Source organism: Bdellovibrio sp. HCB274 (assembly GCF_047306075.1).
Classification (GTDB): domain Bacteria; phylum Bdellovibrionota; class Bdellovibrionia; order Bdellovibrionales; family Bdellovibrionaceae; genus Bdellovibrio.
Genome location: NZ_CP178623.1, coordinates 2346004 through 2369703, shown reverse-complemented (window position 1 = coordinate 2369703; position 23700 = coordinate 2346004). Strand labels below are relative to the sequence as shown.

Annotated in this window: 18 protein-coding genes; 9 read left to right on the top strand and 9 right to left on the bottom strand. The window is 46.3% G+C overall.

Annotated elements, in window-relative coordinates:
• The first annotated feature begins 9 nt into the window (after nucleotides 1–9).
• The 3 genes from ACLWNV_RS11495 (at nucleotide 10) to ACLWNV_RS11485 (ending at nucleotide 4364) form a co-directional block, all read left to right on the top strand.
• Nucleotides 10–1806 carry a SpoIIE family protein phosphatase gene (locus ACLWNV_RS11495; protein ID WP_413584581.1) on the top strand — a complete coding sequence of 599 codons (1797 nt, stop codon included), beginning with the start codon at nucleotides 10–12 and terminating at the stop codon, nucleotides 1804–1806.
• 33 nt (nucleotides 1807–1839) lie between these two features.
• A complete protein-coding gene (locus tag ACLWNV_RS11490; protein WP_413584580.1) occupies nucleotides 1840–2310 on the top strand; it encodes a hypothetical protein in 471 nt (156 codons plus the stop codon).
• Nucleotides 2311–2426: 116 nt separating this feature from the next.
• The gene (locus ACLWNV_RS11485) at nucleotides 2427–4364 is read left to right on the top strand and encodes a response regulator (RefSeq protein WP_413584579.1); all 1938 of its coding nucleotides are present in this window, start codon (nucleotides 2427–2429) and stop codon (nucleotides 4362–4364) included.
• Nucleotides 4365–4496: 132 nt separating this feature from the next.
• On the opposite strand, the gene ACLWNV_RS11480 is transcribed toward ACLWNV_RS11485, so the two are convergent.
• The 3 genes from ACLWNV_RS11480 to ACLWNV_RS11470 are packed head-to-tail and all read right to left on the bottom strand — an operon-like array spanning nucleotide 4497 to nucleotide 8037.
• On the bottom strand, nucleotides 4497–6257 hold the full coding sequence (locus ACLWNV_RS11480) for a hypothetical protein (protein ID WP_413584578.1): 1761 nt from the start codon (nucleotides 6255–6257) through the stop codon (nucleotides 4497–4499).
• Nucleotides 6254–6859, bottom strand: coding sequence for an ATP-binding protein (locus ACLWNV_RS11475; protein ID WP_413584577.1), 606 nt, complete (start codon nucleotides 6857–6859; stop codon nucleotides 6254–6256). Before ACLWNV_RS11475 ends, ACLWNV_RS11480 begins: the two co-directional genes overlap by 4 nt.
• A gap of 44 nt (nucleotides 6860–6903) precedes the next feature.
• The gene (locus tag ACLWNV_RS11470) at nucleotides 6904–8037 is read right to left on the bottom strand and encodes a phospholipase D-like domain-containing protein (RefSeq protein WP_413584576.1); all 1134 of its coding nucleotides are present in this window, start codon (nucleotides 8035–8037) and stop codon (nucleotides 6904–6906) included.
• Between the two features lie 106 nt (nucleotides 8038–8143).
• On the opposite strand from ACLWNV_RS11470, the gene ACLWNV_RS11465 reads away from it, so the two are divergent.
• On the top strand, nucleotides 8144–8818 hold the full coding sequence (locus ACLWNV_RS11465) for a hypothetical protein (RefSeq protein WP_413584575.1): 675 nt from the start codon (nucleotides 8144–8146) through the stop codon (nucleotides 8816–8818).
• Here the strand turns inward: ACLWNV_RS11465 and ACLWNV_RS11460 are convergent.
• Both ACLWNV_RS11460 and ACLWNV_RS11455 read right to left on the bottom strand, forming a co-directional pair.
• Nucleotides 8815–9657: an MBL fold metallo-hydrolase gene (locus tag ACLWNV_RS11460; protein ID WP_413584574.1), complete on the bottom strand. Its 843-nt coding sequence runs from the start codon at nucleotides 9655–9657 to the stop codon at nucleotides 8815–8817. The genes ACLWNV_RS11465 and ACLWNV_RS11460 overlap by 4 nt on opposite strands.
• Nucleotides 9658–9688: 31 nt before the next feature.
• Entirely contained in the window at nucleotides 9689–10981 is a 1293-nt protein-coding gene (locus ACLWNV_RS11455; protein WP_413584573.1) for an enoyl-acyl carrier protein reductase FabMG, read from the bottom strand.
• Nucleotides 10982–11153: 172 nt separating this feature from the next.
• Between ACLWNV_RS11455 and ACLWNV_RS11450 the strand changes: the two genes are divergently transcribed.
• The 3 genes from ACLWNV_RS11450 to ACLWNV_RS11440 are packed head-to-tail and all read left to right on the top strand — an operon-like array spanning nucleotide 11154 to nucleotide 12892.
• Entirely contained in the window at nucleotides 11154–11699 is a 546-nt protein-coding gene (locus ACLWNV_RS11450; protein WP_413584572.1) for a DUF3465 domain-containing protein, read from the top strand.
• A gap of 24 nt (nucleotides 11700–11723) precedes the next feature.
• Nucleotides 11724–12470: a helical backbone metal receptor gene (locus ACLWNV_RS11445; protein ID WP_413584571.1), complete on the top strand. Its 747-nt coding sequence runs from the start codon at nucleotides 11724–11726 to the stop codon at nucleotides 12468–12470.
• Nucleotides 12467–12892: an NUDIX domain-containing protein gene (locus tag ACLWNV_RS11440; protein WP_413584570.1), complete on the top strand. Its 426-nt coding sequence runs from the start codon at nucleotides 12467–12469 to the stop codon at nucleotides 12890–12892. The genes ACLWNV_RS11445 and ACLWNV_RS11440 overlap by 4 nt, the downstream gene beginning before the upstream one ends.
• On the opposite strand, the gene ACLWNV_RS11435 is transcribed toward ACLWNV_RS11440, so the two are convergent.
• The 4 genes from ACLWNV_RS11435 to ACLWNV_RS11420 all read right to left on the bottom strand — a co-directional run bounded on the left by ACLWNV_RS11435 (nucleotide 12889) and on the right by ACLWNV_RS11420 (nucleotide 19837).
• Nucleotides 12889–16173 (bottom strand): hypothetical protein, encoded by a 3285-nt coding sequence (locus ACLWNV_RS11435; protein WP_413584569.1) that lies wholly within the window; start codon nucleotides 16171–16173, stop codon nucleotides 12889–12891. The two genes, ACLWNV_RS11440 and ACLWNV_RS11435, sit on opposite strands and share 4 nt — an antisense overlap.
• Nucleotides 16160–17293, bottom strand: a complete 1134-nt coding sequence (locus tag ACLWNV_RS11430) for a hypothetical protein (RefSeq protein ID WP_413584568.1) — start codon at nucleotides 17291–17293, stop codon at nucleotides 16160–16162. Before ACLWNV_RS11430 ends, ACLWNV_RS11435 begins: the two co-directional genes overlap by 14 nt.
• A 220-nt stretch (nucleotides 17294–17513) precedes the next feature.
• Nucleotides 17514–18794: a 3-deoxy-D-manno-octulosonic acid transferase gene (locus ACLWNV_RS11425; RefSeq protein WP_413584567.1), complete on the bottom strand. Its 1281-nt coding sequence runs from the start codon at nucleotides 18792–18794 to the stop codon at nucleotides 17514–17516.
• On the bottom strand, nucleotides 18791–19837 hold the full coding sequence (locus ACLWNV_RS11420) for a glycosyltransferase family 9 protein (protein WP_413584566.1): 1047 nt from the start codon (nucleotides 19835–19837) through the stop codon (nucleotides 18791–18793). Before ACLWNV_RS11420 ends, ACLWNV_RS11425 begins: the two co-directional genes overlap by 4 nt.
• 184 nt (nucleotides 19838–20021) lie before the next feature.
• Between ACLWNV_RS11420 and ACLWNV_RS11415 the strand changes: the two genes are divergently transcribed.
• Together ACLWNV_RS11415 and ACLWNV_RS11410 are read left to right on the top strand one after the other, a co-directional pair.
• Entirely contained in the window at nucleotides 20022–21323 is a 1302-nt protein-coding gene (locus ACLWNV_RS11415; protein WP_413584565.1) for a hypothetical protein, read from the top strand.
• A complete protein-coding gene (locus tag ACLWNV_RS11410) occupies nucleotides 21313–23685 on the top strand; it encodes a hypothetical protein (protein ID WP_413584564.1) in 2373 nt (790 codons plus the stop codon). Before ACLWNV_RS11415 ends, ACLWNV_RS11410 begins: the two co-directional genes overlap by 11 nt.
• Nucleotides 23686–23700 lie beyond the last annotated feature (15 nt).

The following is a 23700-nucleotide window of genomic DNA, read 5'->3' as shown; positions in this document are numbered from 1 at the left end:
AAAGTTCTTTTGCTTCTAACTTCCATCCCATTGATTACGTTAACAGCATATCTGGTGCTGGCTCTGCGAATCTTTGAAGATGATAAAATTGCTTATGTATTTGACTCGTCAAGTACCATGTCGGGCACGATGGCGGCTCAAATTAAGACACAGCTCAATGCCGTGCTGGGAACTGCCAAACCAATTTATCAGGATTACCTTTCTGTTTATAAATTTACACCAGTGGCAAAATCCATTTTCGATAATGAAGATGGTATCGAGTCGGTGATCGTGTTCACTCCGAATGAGGCAGGCCAATATCAGAAAGTGGCGTTCCTGGAAAAAGTGGCATCAGGCGCTGATGGATTTATTAATTCCATCCAGGCAAAATTGCCCATGTACTTTACTGAAGTCGACGCGAATTCACGCATCGTAAAAGTTCCTTTCAACGATGACCGCGTCTTGATCATGGATAAAGTTTGGAATCAGGATAAAACCAAAGCAACAGTATTTGCGATCCTGGTGCGCATGGGTGAATCGGCAGAGATGTTCAAAGGTGCAACTTCTCAGCACATGTATTTGATCTCTCAGGACGGGACTGTCTTGTTTGGCCCTGAATCCCTGGTCGGTCAAAATATCAAAACGGTTGTGGTGCCAAACTTTTTGAAAGACCCAACGAATCGCGTCCCGCAAGGGGCGGAGACGGTGAAAGCCGCGAACGGGGTTGATTATCTGGTATCTTATTCCAAAGCGGGTTTTGGTGATTTGACCGTTGTGACGACGATTGAAAAATCGAAAGCTTTAAGTGCCGTGCAAATCCTGATCAGAAAATCTTTGATCTTTTTCGGTATCTTGATTTCTTTGACGGTGATTATCAGCTTGTTCGCGTCCACAGGTTTGACTCAAGCCTTAACTCAGTTGTTCACCGCGACCAAGAAAGTTTCGGAAGGGGACTTTAATGTTCGCGTGAAAGTGGATTCGAATGACGAAGTGGGAAGTCTGGCTGACAATTTCAATTTGATGGCAGCCGAAGTTTCCCGTTTGTTGGATCAAACAGCGGAAAAAGCCCGTATGGAATCAGAGCTGCAAACAGCAAAGACAGTGCAGGAAACTCTTTTCCCAGAGGCGCGCGCTAAAATCGGTCCTCTTTCCATTGCAGGATTTTACGAACCGGCATCTGAGTGCGGTGGCGACTGGTGGCATTACTGTAAAGTCGGCGACAAGATTTTCCTGTGGATCGGGGATGCAACAGGCCACGGTGCTCCGGCAGCTTTGATCACCAGTGCTGCAAAATCCGCTTCCACGATTATCGAGCAATTGGATATTTCTCCGGCGAAGGCGATGGAACTTTTAAATAGATCTATTTATGATGTTTCCAAGGGCCGTATCATGATGACTTTCTTCCTGGCGTCTTTTGATTTGCAAACAGGAAGACTGGTGTATTGCAACGCCTCTCATGAAGCGCCATTCTTGATTAAGAAATCATCGGATACTTTAAAGAAGAAAGATCTGGTGGCGTTGAATGAAGTGAATAATCCAAGGTTGGGTCAGGCCCGTGATTCCGTTTATGAACAGACCAGCATCCAGGTTGCCGAAGGTGACGCTGTCTTCTTCTATACTGACGGTATTCCGGATATTCAGGATCCCGCAAAAACTTCGTGGGGCGAACGTGAGTTTATCAAGGCTTTGATCGCTGCAAACAAGGATTTTCCTTCAGTGGTGGATTCAGTGGATCGATTTGTTACAAGTTTCCAGACGCACCGTCAGGGAGCGTCTTTGATCGATGACGTGACATTTTTTGTGGTTAAAAACGACGGCATTCAGTAAAATAGTAGATGCATTTTTCAGGGAGAATTAAGGATGAGTAAACTTGACGTAAAAATGAACAAAGCTGCTGATAAGTTGTCAGTTCAAATGACTGGCACTATTGACGAAGACGTCGATTTTGCACAGTTTGATCTGGGGGGCAACCAACAGATTGAAATGGAACTTGCAGGTGTTAAAAGCATCAATTCCTGCGGTATTCGCGAGTGGATCAAGTGGATGGGGACTGCGGGAGCAGCCAACATCACTTTTGCAAACTGCCCGAAAGTGATCGTGGATCAAATCAACATGGTTGACGGCTTTTTGCCAGCTTCTGCGAAGGTGTCTTCGTTCTTCGTTCCTTACTATAACGATGATTCCGGTGCGGAAAAGAATGTCTTATTCCGATACGGTACTGAGTTTAAAGAAGGTTCTGTCACGCCACCACAAGGTGTGAAAGACGAAGAAGGTAACGAAATGGAAATGGACGTTATCGAAGCCAAATACTTTAAGTTCATCAAGAAGTAAAATCTCCAGACCTGAGTCTGGGTTTTAGTCCAGAAATCAAAGCGAGTGCTGCAGTCCAGCCTCGCTTTTTTCATTTCCGCCTTAATTTACGCAAGGTTAATACCGACAAGAGAATCGTGAGCGAAAATAAAAGTAAAATCCTTATTTTGGAAGATGACGAAACAGTCTCTGCGGCACTGAAGGAAATTCTGAGCCGGGCGGGGCATACTGTGCTCGTGGCCAGCCGTCCTGATGATGCGACGACGATGCTGACTTCCAATAATATTGAATTTCTTTTCTGTGACTGTATGTTGCCGCAAATGACGGGGATTGATTTCATCACCCGCGTGCGTAAGGAACATCCGAACCTGCGCTTCAAAGTTATTTTGATGAGCGGTATCTTTACTGATAAAGCCTTCATTCAGGAATCCACAAATAAAACTCAGGCCCTGGCGTTCTTGCGCAAACCATTTGAAATGGATCAGGTTCTGAAGCTGGTAAAAAATGAATCCTCTGCGAAAGAGGAAACAGCCAGCGCGCGTAAACTTCTTTATCAAATGTTCTCTAATCCCAAGGTCACAAACCGTCAAAAGCGTAAAGTGATAGAGTCGATTGAGGAAGTCAGCGGTTTTGACCTGCCATTCCTGTACTCATTGCTGGTGGAAACCAAGAGCAGTGGTTATTTGAATATTTATAATTCCGACGGATCTGTCTCTGGTATTTCTTTCTGCAATGGCAACATTGTGGGCGTGGACGTGGATGATAAAACCACATTCCTGGGCGAGATGTTGATTCAAAGTGGTTATGCCACTCCAGCAGACGTACAAACGGCTTTGCGCGATAAAAACAACCGCCGTATTGGTAACTATCTGATTCAGAACAATCAGCTAAGTCCCCATGCTTTTGACGTGATCCTGATGGAGCAAATGAATATCCGTCTGGTGAAAACGATCGTGGATGAAAAAATCCGCGTGAACTTTGCCTCGGCGGAAGTGGAAATGTCCAATCCAAGCATCGATGCCGATGCCTTGTCATTCTATCTGCATGACTGGATTGCCTCGAAGCTGTCTTTGAACTGGTTGAAGTCGTTCTATATGATCTGGACGGGCAACGTGATTGCGAAAAGTCCAACGTATATGGATGATCATCCGGCGTTAGCTATGTCCATGATTAAATCCCTTGATGGTTTCATGGCGAAAATTGACGGGGAAACCACGATCAATAAATTGTTGGATGTGAAGGGTTACACGGAGATTGGTGTCTATAAGGCAGTCCACTTTCTATTGACCAAGGGTTTGATTGTCTTCGCTCAAAGAGCGGCATTCGAAAGCCCGGAAATCCAAATGAAGTCCCTGCAAAAAATCTGGAAAAATCTGGATGGTAAAAACGGTTTTGAGATCGTCAGTTACATGGAAAGCGGAACCATGGGTTCATCGCTGGAAAGTGTGCTTGAGGATTTCCTGACGACGTTGGGACCGGCTCCTGAAGACGATAGATCTGAAGTGGCGATGTTGTGGAGAAAGATCAAGAAAGAAGCAGAAGATGCGGTTCTTGTGGCTCAGGACTCCAACAAAGCGACACAATTCCGCCAGGAAGCTCAGCGTTCCGAGGCCGAGAATAAACTTAAAGCCAACAGCTTGATGGACGATATCAAAAAGGCATTGCAGTATACGCAATACTCCAAAGCCATTACGATGGTGGCGGAAGTTACCAAGTTGAATCCATCTCAGGCACAATTATATCTTTACGGCTCCTGGGCAAAACTGGGTGTGGCTGAAAAAGCCGATGGCGTGCGCCGTGCAGCTATCTGTAAAGAAGTTGAAATGGATATGATGCAGATTCCACCGGACGAGCGCTATGATGCCCTTTATCCGTTTGTTTCTGGTTTGTTCCAAAAAGTACGTGGTGATGTGGGCGGGGCCCGTAAGCAGTTTGAAAAAGCCATTGCGATGGATGCTTCTTTCATGTCAGCTCGTCGTGAGTTGGCCTCATTGGGAGCTTCAAAACAGCAGAAGCAAGACGTCTTCAATATGGATTTGAAACAAATGGTTTCAGGCTTCTTTAAAAAGAAATAGGGAAAAGGTACGGACACACTTTTGGTAGCAACAGTGCGCCAAACCAAAATAAAAAAGGCTGGATAGGTTTCCAGCCTTTTTTATTTTGTCGCACCATTGCTACCAAAAGTGTGTCCGTACCTCCGGCTACTTTTAGAACTTCCAGAAAGCCATACCGTTTAATTCAATTTGCATGTCTTCTTTTGGTGCTGCGGGATCATACTTGTAGCTTGAAAGTCCCAGTCCGTATTTCAGGTAGAAATCTTTTTTGATCTGATAGTAGCCATTGCCTTCCACACGGTAAGCGTTGCTGACTTTGAAGTCGCTGCCAGAGCCGCCAAAGTAGTATTGAACTTTCAATTCTGACCACTCCATCGCTTTTTTCAACCAAGCCGCTGTGGGCTTGTTTTGTACAAAGACACCAAGACCGTAAGCCATGGAGCTGCCTTCAGGAGCTTGCACCATTTGCATCGGCAGGCTTAAACCCCAGGTTTCATCCACCAGATGGAAACCCGCATTGGCGCGCCAGAAAAGTTCTGCGTTCGTCATATCCACTTCTGGATAATCGTCATTCGTCGTCAGATGCTGATCACGGCTGACTGCCAGCCCCCAGTGCAGGCGTGTGGCATTGCTATTGATTCCCAGGAAGTTTTCAAACCACCACTCTAAACCTAAAGTGCCAAAAGCGATTCCTGATGGGGTTTGATAGCGTAATCCCAACCAGCCCGAGAAAGGATTGCCGCGTTCGATATCGTAACCGGCCATGAAAGTGTTTTCGCCGCTTTGTACCTGCACGAAGTGACGAGTGCTTTTTCCAGAAGGCAGGTTTCTAAGATTCCAGATAAACCTGTTACCCTCGCTTTGGAAAGTCGCATCTTTATCAGAGCCATCACCGCTCACAGTCACTCCCGCAGGTGCGGCACCTTCCAACTTCAAATTCGAGGAATAAGTCTGAGTGACAGAGTTAGAAGAAAGGGACGGACGAATCGTCGCCGGAGGGATGGCTCCGCGCACATAAAATTCCTGGCGCATTGGGATATCGCCATCGCCTTTTAGGTAAATCAAAGGACGCTCTTTGCTTAAAACTGTTTGCCAGCTTCCATCGGTCAGGCGGCGTACTTTGCTCCCGTCAGCGGGTTGTGCTCCAGAAGCAGTAACGACAATACGTTGACCGTTTTCAGTTTGAACTGCGTCTTTGAAATCCACTTCGTTCATGCGTGTTTCAATTTCCAGGAAAGCCCCGGATTGGGTCAGCGCTTTAAAGGCGACACTTTCAGAGCGGTCATTCAGGTAAATGATTCCCTGATTGCCCACGACTTTACCGTTAATTTCAACCTGAGCGGATTTTTTGGAAGAGGAGCGGGGAAGAACTTCCAGCTGACCTTTTGCGGAGCTTAAATAAAGTTCCTTGGAGCACAGGTAAGTCTGCGTGTCCTCACTTTGGCGATAAATACAGAATGTCATGAACGGCAGATACTTCATGTCATCGACGATTTTCGCGTCCTTTAACTCAACTGTTAAACTTGCCAGGTCCGAGCGCAGGTTTTCTTCATCACGTTCATTTTTTGACACCTTCACGATATCCTGATTCAGACGAGTGGTGAAGATGGCTTTACCGGCGTTATTTTTAATCGCAAGCTCGCCATCTTTCAAAAGATCTGCAGGCCAGGTGAAACGCACTTTGTAAGGGGCATCGTTTTTAGTGGGAGGCTGCAGGTCGAAAGTGACTTTTGTTGAATCAATCAGGATGTCGCCGACTTTCAGTCGATCTTCATCAATCAACGTGTATTCAAATCTTTGTGGCAGAACCTGCAAATTGTTTTTGCTGGCCTGAAACAACATCGGCTTGCGGGTTTCTGCCAGGGCTGTGGAACCCACCATAAGAGCGAGAACTAAAACACTGTATTTTTTCACTTCAAAAGCTCCTTGGTGATTTCTTCTGCACTTTTATGAGTCATGATAGCATTGATGACCGACAGGGCGGTTGTCATTTTGGAAAGGAAGTCTTTGCTGTGTCCAATGACGATGCGACGGGGGTGGCCTTCCCAAGCTTCCAGGATTCTTTTGTTCAGATTGGCTGCTTCCTGAAAAGTTTCTGTGCGGATCGGATTGGAAGTGTCATAGAAATCCATGTCTGCCGTATCCAGATGCAAAACCCAGTCATAACGTGAAAACTCGGTGGCTTTGTCAGATTGAATGCTTTCAAAAAAGTGTCCTGGTTCAGAAGGCCAGTAAGCCAGGGCATCGACAGAGCCACGATCACAAACGATCAGCGATTTTTGGCTAACCTGGCAGATCATGTCTTCCAGTTCCTTTTGGGTGAAGTAGATGGCTCGTTGAGCGTTGATAATTCCTTGCGCTTCTTTGTAGCGGGGAAAGCCACCGCGATAGAGGATACTTGCGGCTTCGGGAACTACAGCGCACTTTTGCCCCAACTCTTGTTTAAGGGCTTCGATCAAAGTGGTTTTTCCCCCAGAGGGTCCACCGGTAATAACAATTTTCACATACTGTTTCATAACCCTAGGATCAGATACAACTGCGTCTTAGGTCAAAATAAAAATCAGAGCATGTAGCGCAGTCTAAATGCGATTCTCGAGAGGACTCGGGTCGGCCAGGAAGTGCCGCTGGATGTAATGTTTTTTGAGTGCGAAAGGTCTTCTTCCCATTGAGTGATCATTTCCTTGACCACGTCCGGGGATTTAAAGTGTGCGATCACTTCCAGATCATGAAACAGGCTGCGATAGTTCAAATTGAATGATCCTACATACGCATCATCGTCAATCACCATGGTTTTGGCGTGCAAAATGGTTTTTTGATACTCATAAACCGGAATTCTTTTTTCGACTAAAAAGCGCACCAAGAAGAATGCGGCCCACTGGGAAAAGGGAACATCCGATTTGCCGGGAATCAGCAGCTTAATGTCGACCCCACGCTCTTTGGCGCGGATTAAAACCCTTAGCAAAGAACGTTTTGGCAGGAAATAGGCGGTGGTAATGTAAACACGATTTTGGGAGTGAGAAATGCGGCGAAGCAGATCGCGATACAGATGTTTGCGCATTTTCTGGGTCGTGTTCAGCTGAACTGCTGAGTTTAACTGACGAATCGGGGCGCGCCAGCGACTGATCCATGAAAGAATGCCCTTATAAATTGTGCGCAAATACGTGATTTGGGATGCGATCACCAGTTGTTTGACTGCGGGTCCCTGAACGCGAACACCAGTGTCTCTCCAGGCTTTGCTTCCGACATATTTTTCACAGTGTAACTGGGTGAAGTTCATGCTTCCCAAGTACGCGGTCTTTTCGTCGAAGATGGCAATTTTGCGGTGATTACGTCTATTCATGCGGCGCCACCAGCTGGCTTTACCCAGGATTTCAAAGGCAGGCACGCGACGAAGCCAGGAGGATGGGTAAGGCATGATATGAAACACACGCAGCTCAATCCCATGATGCTGGCAAAACTTTAAAATTTCAGGAATAGTTGAATAAGAGCCGAATCCATCCAGGATCAGCTTTACCGAAACTCCGCGCTTCGCTGCCACAGCAAGTTCATGAAGGATGTTTTCCGTCAATTTGTCTTCATCAAAGATGTAGCTTTCGATGGTGATGTTTTCCTTAGCATTTCGAATGTCTTCAATCAGACTTTCAAAAAACGCATCACCAGTATGAAACAGTTTAACGTCGCTCCATGAATCCATATGCTGCATTGTTCAATAATTAATTAAAAAAGTCGACAGCAAAGCTTTGAGAAGGGCAAACTTGAAATCTATGGCATCAAGCAAAATAAGTATTATTAGAAAAGTTATGACAGTAAGTCTTCTGGGTGCAATGTGTTGGGGGAGCGCTCTGGCGCAAGCGTCGGTTCCTTCCAATAAAACACGGGTCATCTTCTTCGGTATGCAGAATCAGGCTGATTTCGAGTTGAAAGTGAAGCCGGTTTTTGACTCTACGGCGAACTGCAAATCCTGTGAGATCTTGAATTACACTCCTTACACAGCAGAAGGCACAGTGGACGAGCAGGCAATGCATGAGCGCATTGAAACGCTTCCCGCTGATACAAGCTTTGTATTTTTCGACTTCAACTTGAAATCCAACGATCAAAGCAAAGCCCTGTTAGAGGCTTTGAATAAAAAAGCGGACAGCGGCCTTATGGTTGTAGGTTCTGCGGGTGCACCTAAAGCGAACGAAGCTTCAGGGCCATTAACCCGCACGGTATTGGGTCAGGTTCACAATGCGGTGATCATTGGTGAGTTGGGTGATCGTGATCGTTTGATGCCATCAGCATTCTATGGACCGGAGATGCTAACGGCTCTTCGTCCGCCGAAAGACAAAATTGGCCAAGGTTACTCTCCATTGATTTTCGCAGCCAACTTGGCAGAAAACTGGAACAAGCGTTCGCCTCAACAGTGGAATGACCATTTCAAAACCAAAAAGTCCAAAAACCGCAAAATCTGGATGGATCTAAACGACCTGTTCTAGCGGCCGGGGAAGACGACGACGCGGGATTGATGTTCCAGCGGAATTCTGTGTTTTAAGATTCTCATGATTTCATGGTCGGGATAGCGGCTGGAGATATGAATCAGAACGATTTGCTCGGATTCGATTTCATCCAGTCGCGGAATGATTTCATCAATATGGGTGTGGCCCCATTCGCGGGCGTTGGCGATGGTTCTTTTATTATCCAGGTAAGTGGCTTCCATAATCAGAATTCGGGATTTTTTTATCCAGGGACGCGAATCTAAAAATTCAATTTGCGTATCACCAGTAAAAGTCACCGCCGGGGTGTGATGGATTTCATTCACCTCATCACCCTGACGTCGCAGATTCACGATTTCATCCTGACTTAAACCCTGCAGATCCGCGCGAAGTTTTTTTGTCGTTTCAAACAGTGTAAAGCCATAGGATTCAATGCGGTGAGTGGTCGGAAAGACCTTAACATAATTATTTTGATTCAGGCTGATTTCGTCATCAGCTTTAACCGGGATAAATTCAAACTTGTACTTATGGCCTTCGATTTTTTCCCACTCGCGCATAATATTGGTCATAGGTTCAACCAGGCTGCCAGGCATGTAAAATTTGGCGGCTTCCTGGGAGGTCATGGCTTTTTGGGAAATGATGTAGGGGATTCCAGCGGCATGGTCCAAGTGGCCATGGCTGATAAAAAACTTTTTAAGGGTCAGAAGGTAAGGGTAGCCTTGAGCCACGTCGAAACTTAAAGAAAGTTCCGGCATGGCGATGGCAGTACGAATGCCCGATAGCGAGAGTCCGTGGAATTTATATTTTTGGTAACTCCAACTTTCCCCAGCCTGAACGGACATCGTTTCTCCTTACTCCGGCACGGAGTGAAAATTACATCGAACGAGCTACGATATCGTGGCCCAACCAAGCAACCGGTGCCTTTGGTTCCCACGAATCGTGAAGCATCACGTACCCACAGGATTTAAACACCACTTCACTTAGAACTGCTGTGATCAAATTCTTCTGATCCTTATGTAAATCAAATAGATAGTCGGAACACTTCAACATGTACTCCATCTGATCCTGACGAGTATGTTGAGGCCATTGCTCGTACTTTGTAAACTCCAAAGTCAGTGGATTTGTCAGATACTCATCCGTGTAAGCTTTGATTTGTTCGAAGGTCACGCCGTCTTTTAAAAGTTCCTGGCATTGCTTAAGAACTTGTTCGCCGTGTTTCTTATCTCCGGCGTCTTTATGGATAGCTGCAACCAAAGGATAAAGTGATACTTCAACACCTTGGAAGACCGAGCTTGAGTTCGTCAAAATCTCCGGGCAGTTGTAAACGCAACAATGCACGCCTTGTTTTGCGAAAGCCATGGAGTAATCCTCCAACGCCATTTTTGCCCAACCCTGGAAGTAACAAGTGTAAGTCTGCCATTTATAATCATTTTTGATCAAAACTTCTGTGCCGTGATAACCGTAAGCTGTGTAAGAAACATGGCTGCCGGAAGCTTCCAATTTTTTACGAAGGGGAGCTGAAATTTCAACCAGGTGTTTGAAAGTTTCAGCCGTTACTTCTTTAAAGTTACGCAAACAGAACTGACCGATTTCAGAATCCATCAAAACTTTGGATCCCACGTGGCGATCGCCCGTGCCTTTGCAAACGCGATTTAAAATCGGCATTACGATTTTTGTGCGAGGAACTCCACCAGCCATCAAGTGAGCAAACAAAACGTTGGCGCCCGCGGGGATGTGTTTTTCAAGTTCTTTAACAAAAAGGTCAGTGTTCTTTTTGAAGCGCTCAACCCCGGCTTTTTGGGATTCATCGATAGCTTTCCAATCCAGCTTTGCGTTTTCCCACTCGCCCAATTTGATGCCTGCCAATTGATCACAAGGTGTGACACCGTTGGCAGCTGGTTCCATGTCAAAACCCGCCTCAAGCGGAACGTTAATGAATGGTTGAGGAATGTTGGCTGTTTCTTCAGCAGTCAAGGCACGCAAAGAACCGTCTTTTTCACGACGACCGACAGTTGCGCGAACGATCGTCATTCCACGGCGTTCTGCTTCTTCAACCAAACCGTTGGCATATCCACGGGAGAAAAGTTCGCCAAATAACACAAGTACGTCGCCTTTTTTATAGGGACTCAATGCTGGCTTTTCTTTAATTGGGAATAGTTGCGTCATTTTTACCTCGCTTTTGCAAAGGGGACATAGTCATCCGCCTCTCTGAAAGAATCAAGTTTTCAATCTATTTTCGCTATGCGGGGTTAACAAAACCCTGACAAATGGAACACCACATCTGACTAGCCTTGTCCGCAAAAATGGGGGACCATTTTTCTATGCAAAGGAGTGCATCATGAAATGGAATTTACTATCCGTTTTGGGACTGATTTTGTCGGGTTCCATCGCGTTGGGTTACGAAACAGCGCCGGATTGCATCGCAAATGGGCAGGTCCTGCCAATCAATAACGAGCAGGTTTTGCAGTGGAAAAAACAAACGCAAAATCAATACAAAAACCGTGGCCACATTCTGGGAACAGTCACAAACATCTACCCAGGCCGCGCAAGCCACCAGCACTTTCAAGTGAAAATCGGCACAGGTCCTCGCGACACGATCGAGCTTATTTACAATGTTAAATTCCGCGAAATCGACAATCTTCGTATTGGTGCTGAAGTGGAATCCTGTGGCGATTACATCACAAGCAAAGCCAAAGCCGGTCACTATAAGCCATCACCAGATGGTGCGATTCTGCATTGGATTCATCAATCCACAAACAGCCGTCATGAGTCGGGTTATGTGATGATGGATGGCGTGCTTCACGGAATGCCGTATGGTCGCGAATTCTACGAATGGGAAATGCCATGGGAACCAGCTTTTGACTCTATGATCCCTGCGCAGTAGTCTTTACTGTGTAGGAGAATTGAAATGCGTGTGGTTTGCATGGTCCCATCGTGGACAGAGACATTGTTAAAAGCTGGAATCAATGTTGTCGGCCGCACGCGTTTTTGTATTCATCCCGCTAAAATGATCACGAATATTCCCATCGTCGGCGGCACCAAGGAAGTTTCCTGGGAGCTGGTGATGGATCTGAAGCCTGACATTGTTCTGATGGATCAGGAAGAAAATCCCCTGGAAATGGCCGAGGAGTGTCCCGTCAAGTATCTGGCGACACACGTTTACTCGCTGGAATCTTTGCAGCAGGAACTGGTTAAGCTGGGGGAGTTTTTTGAAAACGCAGCCTTGCTGGAAATGGCCGTGGATGTTTTGGATATTCTGGAAAAGCCCAACCCACAGTTTAACGCCAAAAAGATTCCCGGAATGATGGAGTGGGTGAAGATGCCGACTCAGGAATATTCCGAAGTTTTGTATTTAATCTGGAAGCAACCCTGGATGGCAGTCAGCCGGGAAACCTACATCGGTTCCGTTCTGCAAAAACTGGGAATGAAAGTCGTCGATTTCCCCGAAGGGGAAAAATATCCGGTCATCGAGTTGGAAGAGCATCCGGATGCCCTGTGTTTGTTTTCTTCCGAGCCCTTTCCCTTTGCCAAAAAAGTTTCTGAACTAAAAGGGCTGGGAGTGGAAGGCGCCATCGTAAATGGCGAATCGTTTTCGTGGTTCGGAGTTCGCTCGATCGAATTTTTGAAAGAGACCTTAAAAGAGGCATCGAAGTGACGCGACCACCGCGCACACTTTCCGCAGGCATTGTACCCTTTAAAATCACCGATCAAGGCGTGCGCTTTTTAATTTTGCGCAGCTTTAACTACTGGGATTTTCCCAAAGGCGAAGTCGAGCCCGGGGAAGATCCCATCGAAGCGGCCATTCGCGAAATGCAGGAAGAATCCGGATTGGTTAATCCCCAGTTCGTACATGGCAAAAGTCACTATGATACCGAGCCCTATAGCAAAGGCAAAGTGGCCCGTTATTTTCTGGCGCAGATTTCTGCCGATCAAAAAGTGGTGATGGGAATCAGTAAAGTTCTGGGAGTGCCAGAACATCAGGAGTATCGCTGGGCCAGTGCTGAGGAGTGTGAATACTTGTTTGGCCCAAGACTGTTTCGAGTCTTATCCTGGGCCAAAGAAAAAATCGGAATTTAGTTTCTGAACATACCCGGTGTTGCCGGTAAACCAAGACTGAATACTTTGATCAAAGCCTGATTCGCGTCTTTGATCACGTCTTCAGAACCATTTGCAGTCTGAGGCATGATCGCGTTGCCTTTGATATAAGTCACAAACTTGTGGAAATCCGGAGCCGAACGAAGTGCCAGGAAGAATGTGCGATTGCGGGAATCACCATTGTCCTGCATTTGAGCGCTCGAAGTTTCCTGAGCAATCAAATAGTAATCTTCAGTCACATCAACCGGCAAAGTGCGCTCCGTGCCTTCACACAGCATCAAACCACGAGTGACCGATGCTGTGATTTCATTCTCAGACAGACGGGGATTCAAAACATTCAAATAGTCCGCTCTGCTGAAGTCATACCAGGATTTTTGGCCTTTTACGAAAAGGGCTGGATTCAGGTTTACCACTGCACACTGTTCGTACTTGGCAACGCGGACTTTAAGTTTGCTTTGTTGCACGGTCAAAGTTTGCGTCGTGTTTACACCTACACCGTTTGATGTGGCGTTGGCATCAGTCGTCGCCCAGCTGATTGTATAGCCGTAGTCAGCGCCCACGTTAAACAGGTCCAAAAACTTTTTACCCAAACCAGCCTTCATCGAAACACTGTGCGAGTGAGTTTTCGCAGTCGAGTGCGCACGGCTCATACCGAAGCTTGTACCAACACTGAGACCCTGATTGTAACCTTGCAGGTAACGACTGCCGATCACTTGTTTCGCGATCATGCGACGTTCAACCTGGAAAAATCTTGTTGGATCTTTTTTTACGCCGTTATAGCAGTCAGACGCCAATGTCATCGCCGTTTGCGAATCCAAAGTGCCGCCTTTGTTTTTGTTCATGCGAGGCAGGTAGTCCTGAACCCAGAAGGCACAAAGCTTTTGCGCCACTTCGGCAGTCAGTTTGCCGGTCGCAATCGTATTCATCAGATCTTTTTTAGTCGTCAACAAACGGGCAGGGCGACCCGCAAGGGCTGGCACCAATCCACCCAAAGTGTTTTTCTCTGCAGCTGTGTTCAGCGTGATCAAATCCAGATTGTTTTGCATCGCAAAGAACGCCGGTTTTGCCATCGCCGCAAGGTTTTTCATGCGTTGAGACTGCTCAACCTGCCCTTGAGCGATGATTTGCGCAATACCATTTTTCTGAGAGTTTGAACCTTTACCATCAAGCAAGAACTGATTCACTGCTTTGGCGTCAGCCAGGCGTACGTTACGGCCTGCCTCATCCACATTCAACACGATCGGTCCCATGAAAGTCGGAGTTTCAAGAGCACTCGTTTTATCGATTGCTGATTCCAGCGTCGCTTTCGGATCTTTCATTGCAAGTTGAGAATCAGAACCCACTTGAACTTTGGATTCGTCCACTGGGAAGATCTCAATCAACATCGTGTTACGGTTACCCAGGGCTTTAAGATCCTGAGTTTGGAATTTCATTTCAGTGTTAATTTGACCGGAAAGAACCGTCACCAGCTTTTCAGAAGCGGTTACAAAAGTTCTGTTCGTGTCATAGTCAGCATTTTTGACCACGGCCATTTTTAGAAGGTAAGTACCATCACGAAGTTTTTGAACTTCGGAACGACCATTCGACAGGCTTGAGTACACCAACAAGTGTGGATCCATGCGAACCTGAATCTTTTTAGTCAAAGTCAGGTTGAACAACTCGTCCACAGAGTAGTTGTAAGAAACTGTGTTGTAGCTGTAAGCATCCAGCATCACTTGCGTGCGCGGACGGTCTTCCTTGCGGCAATCCAGGATCAATTTTTCAGTCGGATCCACATAGCGCAGGTCACGAGCCATCGGACCCCAGTTTTCCCATGGGTTTACCAGCATGCCGATAGTTTCATTCATGCCCAGGTCAGCGTTAGAAATCTTAACAGAACCTTTGATAAAGCGCTGGCAATCAAAGTATTTAAACTTGATGCTTTCATCCCACGTTACGCAAGAGTTGTTGTCAGTTTTAATGCTGACAGTTTTCTCTGGTTCAGATTCGTTTTGACGGAACTTCGAAATCGTGAAGGTGTGCGCACGCGTGTTCTTTTGGTCCAAACCGTTTTTCACACAGGCTTTCACGCTGTAAATCGCTTCACGCATGGAAGTCGTTTCTTCGCCCACGCGGATAAACTTGAATTCCAATTGGGAAACTTCGATTTTTGGCTTCTGGTAAGTTTCGTCATCAACAGTGTTCGTGTTGGTTTTTGAAACCTGGATCATTTCAGCATTGATGTACTCAGACAATTTAAAGTCTTTGGTTTGTACAACCTGGGTACCAATTTTCAGGAAGTTGGAACCTTTGATTTGATCGTATTCATTCAGCATGTAAATGCCTTCAAAAGGCATCAAACCTTCAGGACCATTCACTGCAGTCAGCTCCAGACCGAAAGCGATCTGACCGCGTGTCGGTACCGCTTGCAGTGTCATCGGGGCTTTCAAAGCCAAGCTGCCGTTTTCCATTTTAACCTGGATATCTTCGGTTTGACCCAGGCGGCGGTGGATTTCCTTGTTTTTCTCAGTATAGATATGGATCAGGCTCATATGCGCTTTGAAAGTACCTGCTGTCAGGTTTCTTAAAACGAAGTCGCCGTTCATTTTTGTAAGCTGAATAGAAGGTGCGCTACGGAATTCCAAAGAAAGAGTCACGCCTTCTGTGGACATCTTTTGCTCGATCACAAATAGACGGCCATCTTCCATCCATAGTTTGCGCAAACGAATCTTTTCATCAGCGTTGTAGCCTTTAAGCGCCAAAGATTTTGCTTTTTCGTCAGTAACCAGTTGATCGATTTGTTCTTTACCAAGATCAACAACCGCTGTCAGATTTTCGCCGTGAGACCACGGGTTGATCGCAAGATCGATAGAGCGAACGCCTTTTTGCAAGCCCAAACCTTGAATGTTGCGGGTGATTTGAATGTACTGGGAGTCTGCCAAATAGTTGTATTTGATTTTTTCGGACCAATTCACGCAACCCGCAGCATCGGAAGTGACTTGTTGGTTTACTTCTTTGATCAGGAATTTGTGGCCCGAGATCACTTTATTATAAGCGACATCCTTCACACACGCCGAGAAGTTAAAGATTTTGGATACAGGCAAGGCCAAAGGACCCGCAGTTTGTTCTGTTGGGGCTGTACCCTTGATGCTATCCACTATGAAAGTTGCAGCCTCAGTGCCGTTGGAGGATTTGTCTTTTGGTTCTGGCAACGTACACGCCGCCAGCGTTATAAGACTCATGCCCAAGATTAGTTTTGCAAAGATCATTTTAGATGTTTGCATAGAATGTCTCCAACTTAATCATGATAGTTTTCTCGCGTGATTGAACTGTATTTGAGAACATGACTTCTGAATCTCTGTACGAAGCACCGACATTAAAGCCGTGCTTTTTAAACGATAAAACTGAATCCACACTGTAGCCGATACGGTTGGTTTCGTAGCCGCGGGCATTGAAGTAGGAAACTGCCGCTTCAGGAGCGACCGAGAAATACTTGCCCGTCAGGGAGAAATCCAGCTCTGAAGACATGTGAATGTTAGCTCCTGCTGAAACGTTGTAAGCGGTGTTTACATCTTCCGGTGCTTTTTGATTCTTCAGATATTCGGCACCCAGAATGATATCAAACAGAGTCGCAACCGGAAGCTGCAATTCAGAGCTGGCTTCGATGCCAGCATATTCATAGATAAAGGCATAGTGAGCATCAGAGATCGTGTTCACTTCGTTACCCAATAGCATGGAATCTTTGGCTACTGACGAAGGCAGATTGCTGTATACGAAATAACCCACGCTGTTTTTCCAGAAAGCCGTTTTCGAAGGCATGTAGTTCACATGAATCGCAGCTGTGTTCAGTCCTGGAGTTTGCTCTTTTTCCTGAGTGTTTGTGCTTAAAGAAGTCGAAGTCGGGATCGCGGATTCAAGTACCAGGCCTGAAACCGTTGAGCCCAGACGGAAAAGGCTTTGTGCTCGTGCCGTAGGGAAGGCCATAGAGTCGACCAAAAGGGACGAGTGATTGTAGTTTTGATTTAAGGCACCCGCAGCGAATTGCAGATTGCTCGTAGGTTTAAAAATAACGCCCGCCTGATTTAGTAACAGGGCATTTTTCATCTCGTCAGCACCATCAATAGTTTGCGCCTGACCCGAGATCAAACGGATTGCAGGCTGCATATCTAAATAAAGGGAATTCGTAAGAATATACTTGGATTTAACTTCCAAACGCAGGTCCACGTATTTGGATTGGGTTTGCAGATCGCTTTCATCCTGACCCTTCATGGATAAACGCCACTCCGCCGAGAAGCGAGACTTCTCAGAGTCGTTTGATACGTTTAAAGATGACGTGCCTTGAGCGAAGACATCCGTCGCCAGTATCAAAATGAGACAAAGTGTTGTAAAAGCGGACCTTTTCATAAAACCCCGTTTCCAGGTATTCCTTCAAGTTCCGTGCACGCTTTGTAACATTTAAAACAAATATAGTAGATTTAATAATACGAGGTTCTATGTAGTGCCAAAAATTGCTCAACACCGGCTGAGAAAGGCCCTTAGAGCAATATCTCTATTCAAAAAGGTACGGCCTTACTTGGGCAGGTAAGTCCGTACGTTTCAAGGAAAGTCCGTACCCTCAAAGGGCTTAAAAGAAGCTGTTAATGACTCTTTGGGTGGAGTTTTTGTTTTTGCCGATTTCGGAGCGGATTTCTTCCTTGATGTGAGGGAAGGCGAAGGACTTTTTGCGCATGCGATCCATAAGCACCACTATGTCGTCTGCAGAGTGCACAACCTGTACAATCATTCCTGAAGAGAAATTGCGCTTTTGGTAAAACAAAGCTTCGCGGTTGTTTTGGTGGTGAGGACCCACCATTACTGGCAATCCCGCAGCCAAAGCTTCCATCACCGAGTGCACTTGTTTTTTAAAACTGCCACCGATAAAGGCGATGTCAGACCAAGTGTAAAGCTCAGCAAGAATTCCCACTTTATCAACCAGTAAAACACTTCCCACTGGCCACTGCGTGGATTTTGAGTACAAAACGTAAGGCATGCCTGCATCGCTGAATTGTTTTTCCAGTTTTTGCAAATGCTCGGGTGTGGTTTCGTGCGGAGCAAAGATGATTTTTAAATTATCACGCTTCATTTTCGCTAATGCCGGAACCAAAACTGCTTCGTCTTCAGGCCAGGTGGAACCAGCGATAAAAACAAACTCGTCGGTTGAAGGCATCAGTTCATTTTTCAATTGCTTTGGATTTTCCAGACGGTGAAAGACCTGATCAAAACGTGTGTCGCCGCTGACTTCGATGCGGGGTTTGATACCCAAAGCATAAAGATTCTGACGATCTTCCTCGGAAACACAATGGATTTCATCCAGCTGGTTCATCGCATATTTCGTAAGGTACTTAGAGATGCCTTTAAGACGGGAGGAGTTGTCAGCAAAAGTAGCGGAAAAAAGACCCGTCGTCAGACGTTTCTTTTTTGCAGTTCTAGCCAGTACCGGCCACACGTCAGTGCGTGAAAACAAAAGCGCACGGGGATTCCATTTTGCGATAAATGCGGAGATCAAAAAATCAAATTCCCACGGAAGCGCTGCCCACATATCGATGTCGTGCATACTCTCTAGGATTTTTTTCGCGGACGGTGACGAGTAAGTCACGATCACAGGAATTTCCGGATGTTTTTTCTTAAACTCACGAATCACCGGGCGGGCGTACTCGATTTCGCCGCTGGCTGCATGAATCCACAAAGGACGATGCAGGGTGATCAGTTTTTCCGTATCCGGATGGGTCATTTTGTAAAAGCCGTGATTTTTGTCTTCGACCATTTCGCGAAGCTTACCGCTAATGAAAGGACGCAGGATTTGCAGAACGATCCAGGCAAAAGGTACGATAAGTGTTTTATAAACCCAAAAAATCAACACGCTCATAGAGTGTCCTTAAGAAGGCTGCGAAGTTGTTCAGCGACTTGCTCGGGAGTGATATCCACCAGGCATTTATGGAACTTTTCCTTATTCACGCAAGGCCCCTGTCCGTGCTTGCTGCAAGGACGGCAGTATAAATCAAGTTCCATGATCTTGGTTGTCGGACGTGAAGGGAAGCCAAAGGGAGCAGGTCCCATCAAAGCAATCGTGCGTTTTCCCAATTGCTCGGCCACGTGTAAAAGTCCGGTGTCATTACTGATCACGACACGAGACAAACCCACCACTGCGGAACTGACTTGAAGTGAGGTCTTGCCCGCAAGATTCATCACGCGCTCTGGAGCGACCGCATGAATGTCCTCGATAAACGAATCCTCAGGCCCACCTAGCAAGACGAATTTTTGTTCAGGCATTAACGAGATCAACTGCTTCCAATAATCTTTCGGCCAGCGCTTTAAAAAGTAAGCCGCTGAAGGCGCCAAAGAAACAGCTCCCACATAGTCATTCAAAATTCCACGCGCTTTTTCAATCACATCCGCACTTGGGAAAATCTGCGGAGCGGGAGGTGATGTTTTGGAGACGCCCCATTTCTGCAAAGGTTCCAGCAAATCGCGCTGGCCGTTGAAGGGCTGTTCGAATTTATTGATGCGAAATCTGAAAAGCAAAAATCTTTTCCAGCGACGAATGGATCTGCGAATGAATTTCGGTCCGATCCCCAAAAATCCCAGAGGACGAAGAATTAACGCAATCACTCGCGAACGGCTGTTGTTATGCGCATCATAAATATGAGTGTAATTTTCAGCGCGCATTTTCCAGACAAGTTTGATTAGTCCAAGCATTCCGGTTTTACGATCAAACTCCCAGACCTTGTGAATATGCGGGTGATTGCGCAACAACGGAGCCATGTCCTTACGGGTAATCCACTGGATTTGAGCCTCTGGGAAGCTCTCAGCAAGCGCAGAGGGCACGCTTAATGTCTGCACGACATCGCCAAACGCTGAAAAGCGAATGATTAAAAATTTAGCACCTCTGGGAGTCTCATTTTGAAACATGAGCCGAGTTTAGCAAGGGCGCCCAAAAAGGTCACATGATTAAAATGTTCCATGGCCTTCCTGCTTAAAATCGCCCTCGACAAGGCATGACCTTTGATGAATAAGGGTCTGAATAGGGAGAACTATGTTATTTAGACATCCCCAAAAAGGGGCCTCTATATTTCATTTGATGATAATTTGGGCAGTGTTAGCACTCCCAGGTTTCGCTGTGGGCCAAGTGCGCACAGAGATGAAGCTGTTCTCGGACTCCTTTATCAGCCCCGAATTTGAAGCTACGCAGAAAACCAACTATCAATTTATTGGTGCGGCTATTAAGACCGAGCCTTTTTCTGACTCAAACCTTCGCATGGACATCTCTGGTGGTGTCGCCATGGGTGCGCCGCTTCTGAATTTTTTGAATATTTCCGAGCTTTACGTTCAGACTCGTCAAAGCGATTCGGAAACCTTCTTTATTGGTCGCAAGAAAATTCTGTGGAGTGAACTGGATGCCCGTTGGGATCTGGGCGTGTGGGAACCTCTGTTTAAATGGAACCCGCTTCAGGCCGAGCGTCAGGGCTTATCTGGTATTTTCTGGCAAACGCAGTCCAAGAACGCGTCTTTCACAATGTTTGCGACACCGATTTATATTCCAAGCCAGGGACCAAGTTTTGAAATCGAAAACGGGGACTTCGTAAAAGGGAATCCGTGGTTTCATCAGCCGCCAAAAAGTGTGCGAATCTGGAATGAAGCGACCGAGATGCAATACAACATGAATCAACCGACGACGACCGAAGTTGTTTTGCAAAATTCTTACGGAGCAAAGCTGGCATTTGGTGATCCCAACGGTTTGAAAGCTCAACTAAGTTACATGTATAAGCCCGACAATACTTTGGCGATCGGTTATCAGGGCAGTCTTGATCTAAGTACTTTAAAAGGAAATGTCGAATTAAGACCTCAGGTGTTTTATCACTCTTTGGCGGGTGCTGATGTCACGTATAAAGCCAAGAACTTACGCGTCGGTGTCAGTTCCATCTGGGATCGTCCTTCCAAAGAGCAATTGATCGAGGAACCAGATTGGACTCAACCGACGTTTGAAGATGCCTTGCTGGTCAGTCCCTTCGTTGAATGGGATGGCGGCAACTGGGCGGTCAGCGTAATGCGTTTGGATATTCATGGTGGTCGAGTCAGTGAAGTCGGGGCGGATCGCGCCAATGAACCGCTGACGAATTTGTATCCTTTCTATCAGGCAAATCAGATTTCTTTTTTGAATAATCTAGGATTGGGCAAAGCCCGCCGTCTGATTTCCAAAATCAGTTTCACTCAGTCTGATGTAAATGACTTTCAACTGTTCCGCTTTAATACTCGTCTGCGTTTGACAGGCGATTGGACCCTGTTCGGTGAAATGCAGATGTTGAAAGCGGGTCCAACAAGCGACGACAATCGCAATGAGCTTGCGCAATTCGCCAATAATGACCGATTGATGGTGGGGGCAGCTTATGTCTTTTAAAAGCATGTTCTCCCTGTTATTGGCGTCTGTTATTCTGATTACGACTGCCGGGTGCAGTGACTTTATCAATGGCCAGGTCGCCAAAGAGGAAGAGCTGAAGTTTGCAAATGACAAGCTTGTCTGTTTGAAAACAGTTCCGGCTTCCTTGCAAAGACTGACCAAGGGTGAAGCTGATAAAGCCGAAATCACGGACTCCGTCGATTGCCTTCGGCAGGCATTGGTGTACTTCCAGAAAAAAACCTACGGTGCGCAGTCAAACGCCTATACGGTTGAGGAAATGCGCAGATTCTTCAGTAAGTACTTCCTGAAGGAAAACGTGGTAACGCCAGAGTTCGCCCTGGAACTTATGAAAATTAAAAAAGCCCTTTTGGGTGGATCTAATAATCATCTGACCAAGGATGAAATCACGCGCCTGGTGGAAGTGTTGGCGATCGTACGCGATGAGGCCGTAGATCTTGCCCCGCATGTAAGATTGCTGCTTTTGAACATCGATAAAGACGGCACTGACTGGCAGCGCGTTTCTGCGGCTGTAGAGCAGCTGCGTATCAGTTTGCAGCGTCTGTTGGAAAAAACCGAAGTCACTCGCTCGGATTACTCCTTTGAGGACGGCAAAAAAGCGATCAAGGGTTTTAAAGAATTTGTGAACGAAGAAAACACCAATGCCCGGGTTTCCCAGTGGATGCCAGTGGTGGAAGTGGTTAAAAATGTTCTGATGGGCCGTGAAGCCAAGCTTGGCACGCACACCCAATGGAAAAGCAGTCTGAACAGTTTGATCGATCTGTATGGATTGTTCTTAAAATATCATTATGTGATTCACAATTTCGATACCGGCAGCCAGGATAAGGTGCGCGAAGTCAGCCAGTTCATAGGCCAGTCCCTGGATCTATTAGAGGGCAGTCCGCAAATTAACACAGGCGGCACCATTCCTTTAGAGGATATCGATGCCTTGATCGAGACAGTTTTAAATCTTCCACAGGTAAAAACGAAACTAAATATCCGTCCTGAATCTGTGGAGATTTTGTACCGTGCTGCTATTTTAAGATTGCTTGAACCGGGTCGTAATGGCGATTCCCGTGGTATCTTAGGCCTGGAGAAAAAGCACATCGTGGCTCTACGCCGCGAGTATAACGTATGGCGATTGGTTCAGCGCTTTATCGATTCGCAAACGAACAGCGATGTAAAAGCCAATACACCCATCAAAAAAGAAGACTTGTTAAAAAGCTATGCTGCATTCAGAAGTGATGATGCCATTCGCATGGGATTCACTATTGATCCTTACGAGCAGGCGGCCTTTGCCAATGCCTGGAAGGATTACGGGGATCTTCTAAATTCCGAAGTCATGATCGCCTATAACTCTGAGGGCCGGGTTAAGGAACTTAATAATAATGAGCCCCTTACAACAGACTGGGTGGGTTTGACTCGCGCGAATGTTATGCGCGCCATGACCCGTGCCTTGTTGCTTGCTTACGGTAAAGACACCAATGGTGAAATGAAGTTAGCGACGATCCAGCCGCAGGGATTGTACACGTGGTACGAAGACTTTAAAGAGTTGATGTATGATCTAAAGGCTTTTGATCGTCGGACTGGCAATACTGCAAATCGCAGTTTCCAGGAAGCGAACTTCTTTACCTTCAGTGGTAACGGCGATCAGTTCATGGATCAAAAAGAAACCTACGAGTTTGTCAGCCTGCTGTTCAGTGCGGGGCTGTCTTCCTCATCCTCCATCTACAACGATATGCAGGAATGCCGTACCGCTGATAAAGCGGTTGACCCGTTGGGATTCAACTATCTGGAAAATTCCTGCTTTGAAACTCAATTCAGACAGCGCTTCGGCAAGTACTTTAATAATCTTCCCGAGATGGTGAAATTCGTCGGCAAATTGAATCAGGAAGAGTGGAATGAGTTTTATAAAATTCTGCGCCTGGTGGCACGCGTATCCATCGTTGAATCCTCAAATCGCGTGGAGGTTGCAAACATCCGCACGATGGTGACGATCACGCATTATCTGGAAGCTGTCATGGTGACATATGACAAAGACCGCAGTCAGACGCTGTCGTTAGCTGAAGTCAAAGCTGCATCCCCGCGCTTCCTGCCTTTTATTAAGGCAAATACCACTGTGAAGTACGAAACTTTGTTGAACGAAGGATTTGCATACCTGGTGTTCTACGGTAAAGAGGGCAGCGCCACGGAACTAGCGTGGTTCCAGGCTCAGAAGATGTGGATGAAAGATGCAACTCGCTTGAATCTTTTAAGAGTCATCAAAGTCATGAAAGAGAAAGAGCTGGAAAAATCCCTGCTTAAGCAAGCAGCGGCTGCCCAGGCTCGTTCAGCTCAAAATAAAGCTGGCTCCGCCAAAAAATAGTCCCAACCAGAAATT

Bases quoted from the DNA above. Each gene is read 5' to 3' on its own strand.
- ACLWNV_RS11490 (WP_413584580.1), top strand. From the start codon at position 1,840: ATGAGTAAACTTGACGTAAAAATGAACAAAGCTGCTGATAAGTTGTCA.
- ACLWNV_RS11475 (WP_413584577.1), bottom strand. From the start codon at position 6,859: ATGAAACAGTATGTGAAAATTGTTATTACCGGTGGACCCTCTGGGGGA.
- ACLWNV_RS11470 (WP_413584576.1), bottom strand. From the start codon at position 8,037: ATGGATTCATGGAGCGACGTTAAACTGTTTCATACTGGTGATGCGTTT.
- ACLWNV_RS11465 (WP_413584575.1), top strand. From the start codon at position 8,144: ATGACAGTAAGTCTTCTGGGTGCAATGTGTTGGGGGAGCGCTCTGGCG.
- ACLWNV_RS11460 (WP_413584574.1), bottom strand. From the start codon at position 9,657: ATGTCCGTTCAGGCTGGGGAAAGTTGGAGTTACCAAAAATATAAATTC.
- ACLWNV_RS11455 (WP_413584573.1), bottom strand. From the start codon at position 10,981: ATGACGCAACTATTCCCAATTAAAGAAAAGCCAGCATTGAGTCCCTAT.
- ACLWNV_RS11450 (WP_413584572.1), top strand. From the start codon at position 11,154: ATGAAATGGAATTTACTATCCGTTTTGGGACTGATTTTGTCGGGTTCC.
- ACLWNV_RS11445 (WP_413584571.1), top strand. From the start codon at position 11,724: ATGCGTGTGGTTTGCATGGTCCCATCGTGGACAGAGACATTGTTAAAA.
- ACLWNV_RS11435 (WP_413584569.1), bottom strand. From the start codon at position 16,173: ATGCAAACATCTAAAATGATCTTTGCAAAACTAATCTTGGGCATGAGT.
- ACLWNV_RS11430 (WP_413584568.1), bottom strand. From the start codon at position 17,293: ATGAAAAGGTCCGCTTTTACAACACTTTGTCTCATTTTGATACTGGCG.
- ACLWNV_RS11425 (WP_413584567.1), bottom strand. From the start codon at position 18,794: ATGAGCGTGTTGATTTTTTGGGTTTATAAAACACTTATCGTACCTTTT.
- ACLWNV_RS11420 (WP_413584566.1), bottom strand. From the start codon at position 19,837: ATGTTTCAAAATGAGACTCCCAGAGGTGCTAAATTTTTAATCATTCGC.
- ACLWNV_RS11410 (WP_413584564.1), top strand. From the start codon at position 21,313: ATGTCTTTTAAAAGCATGTTCTCCCTGTTATTGGCGTCTGTTATTCTG.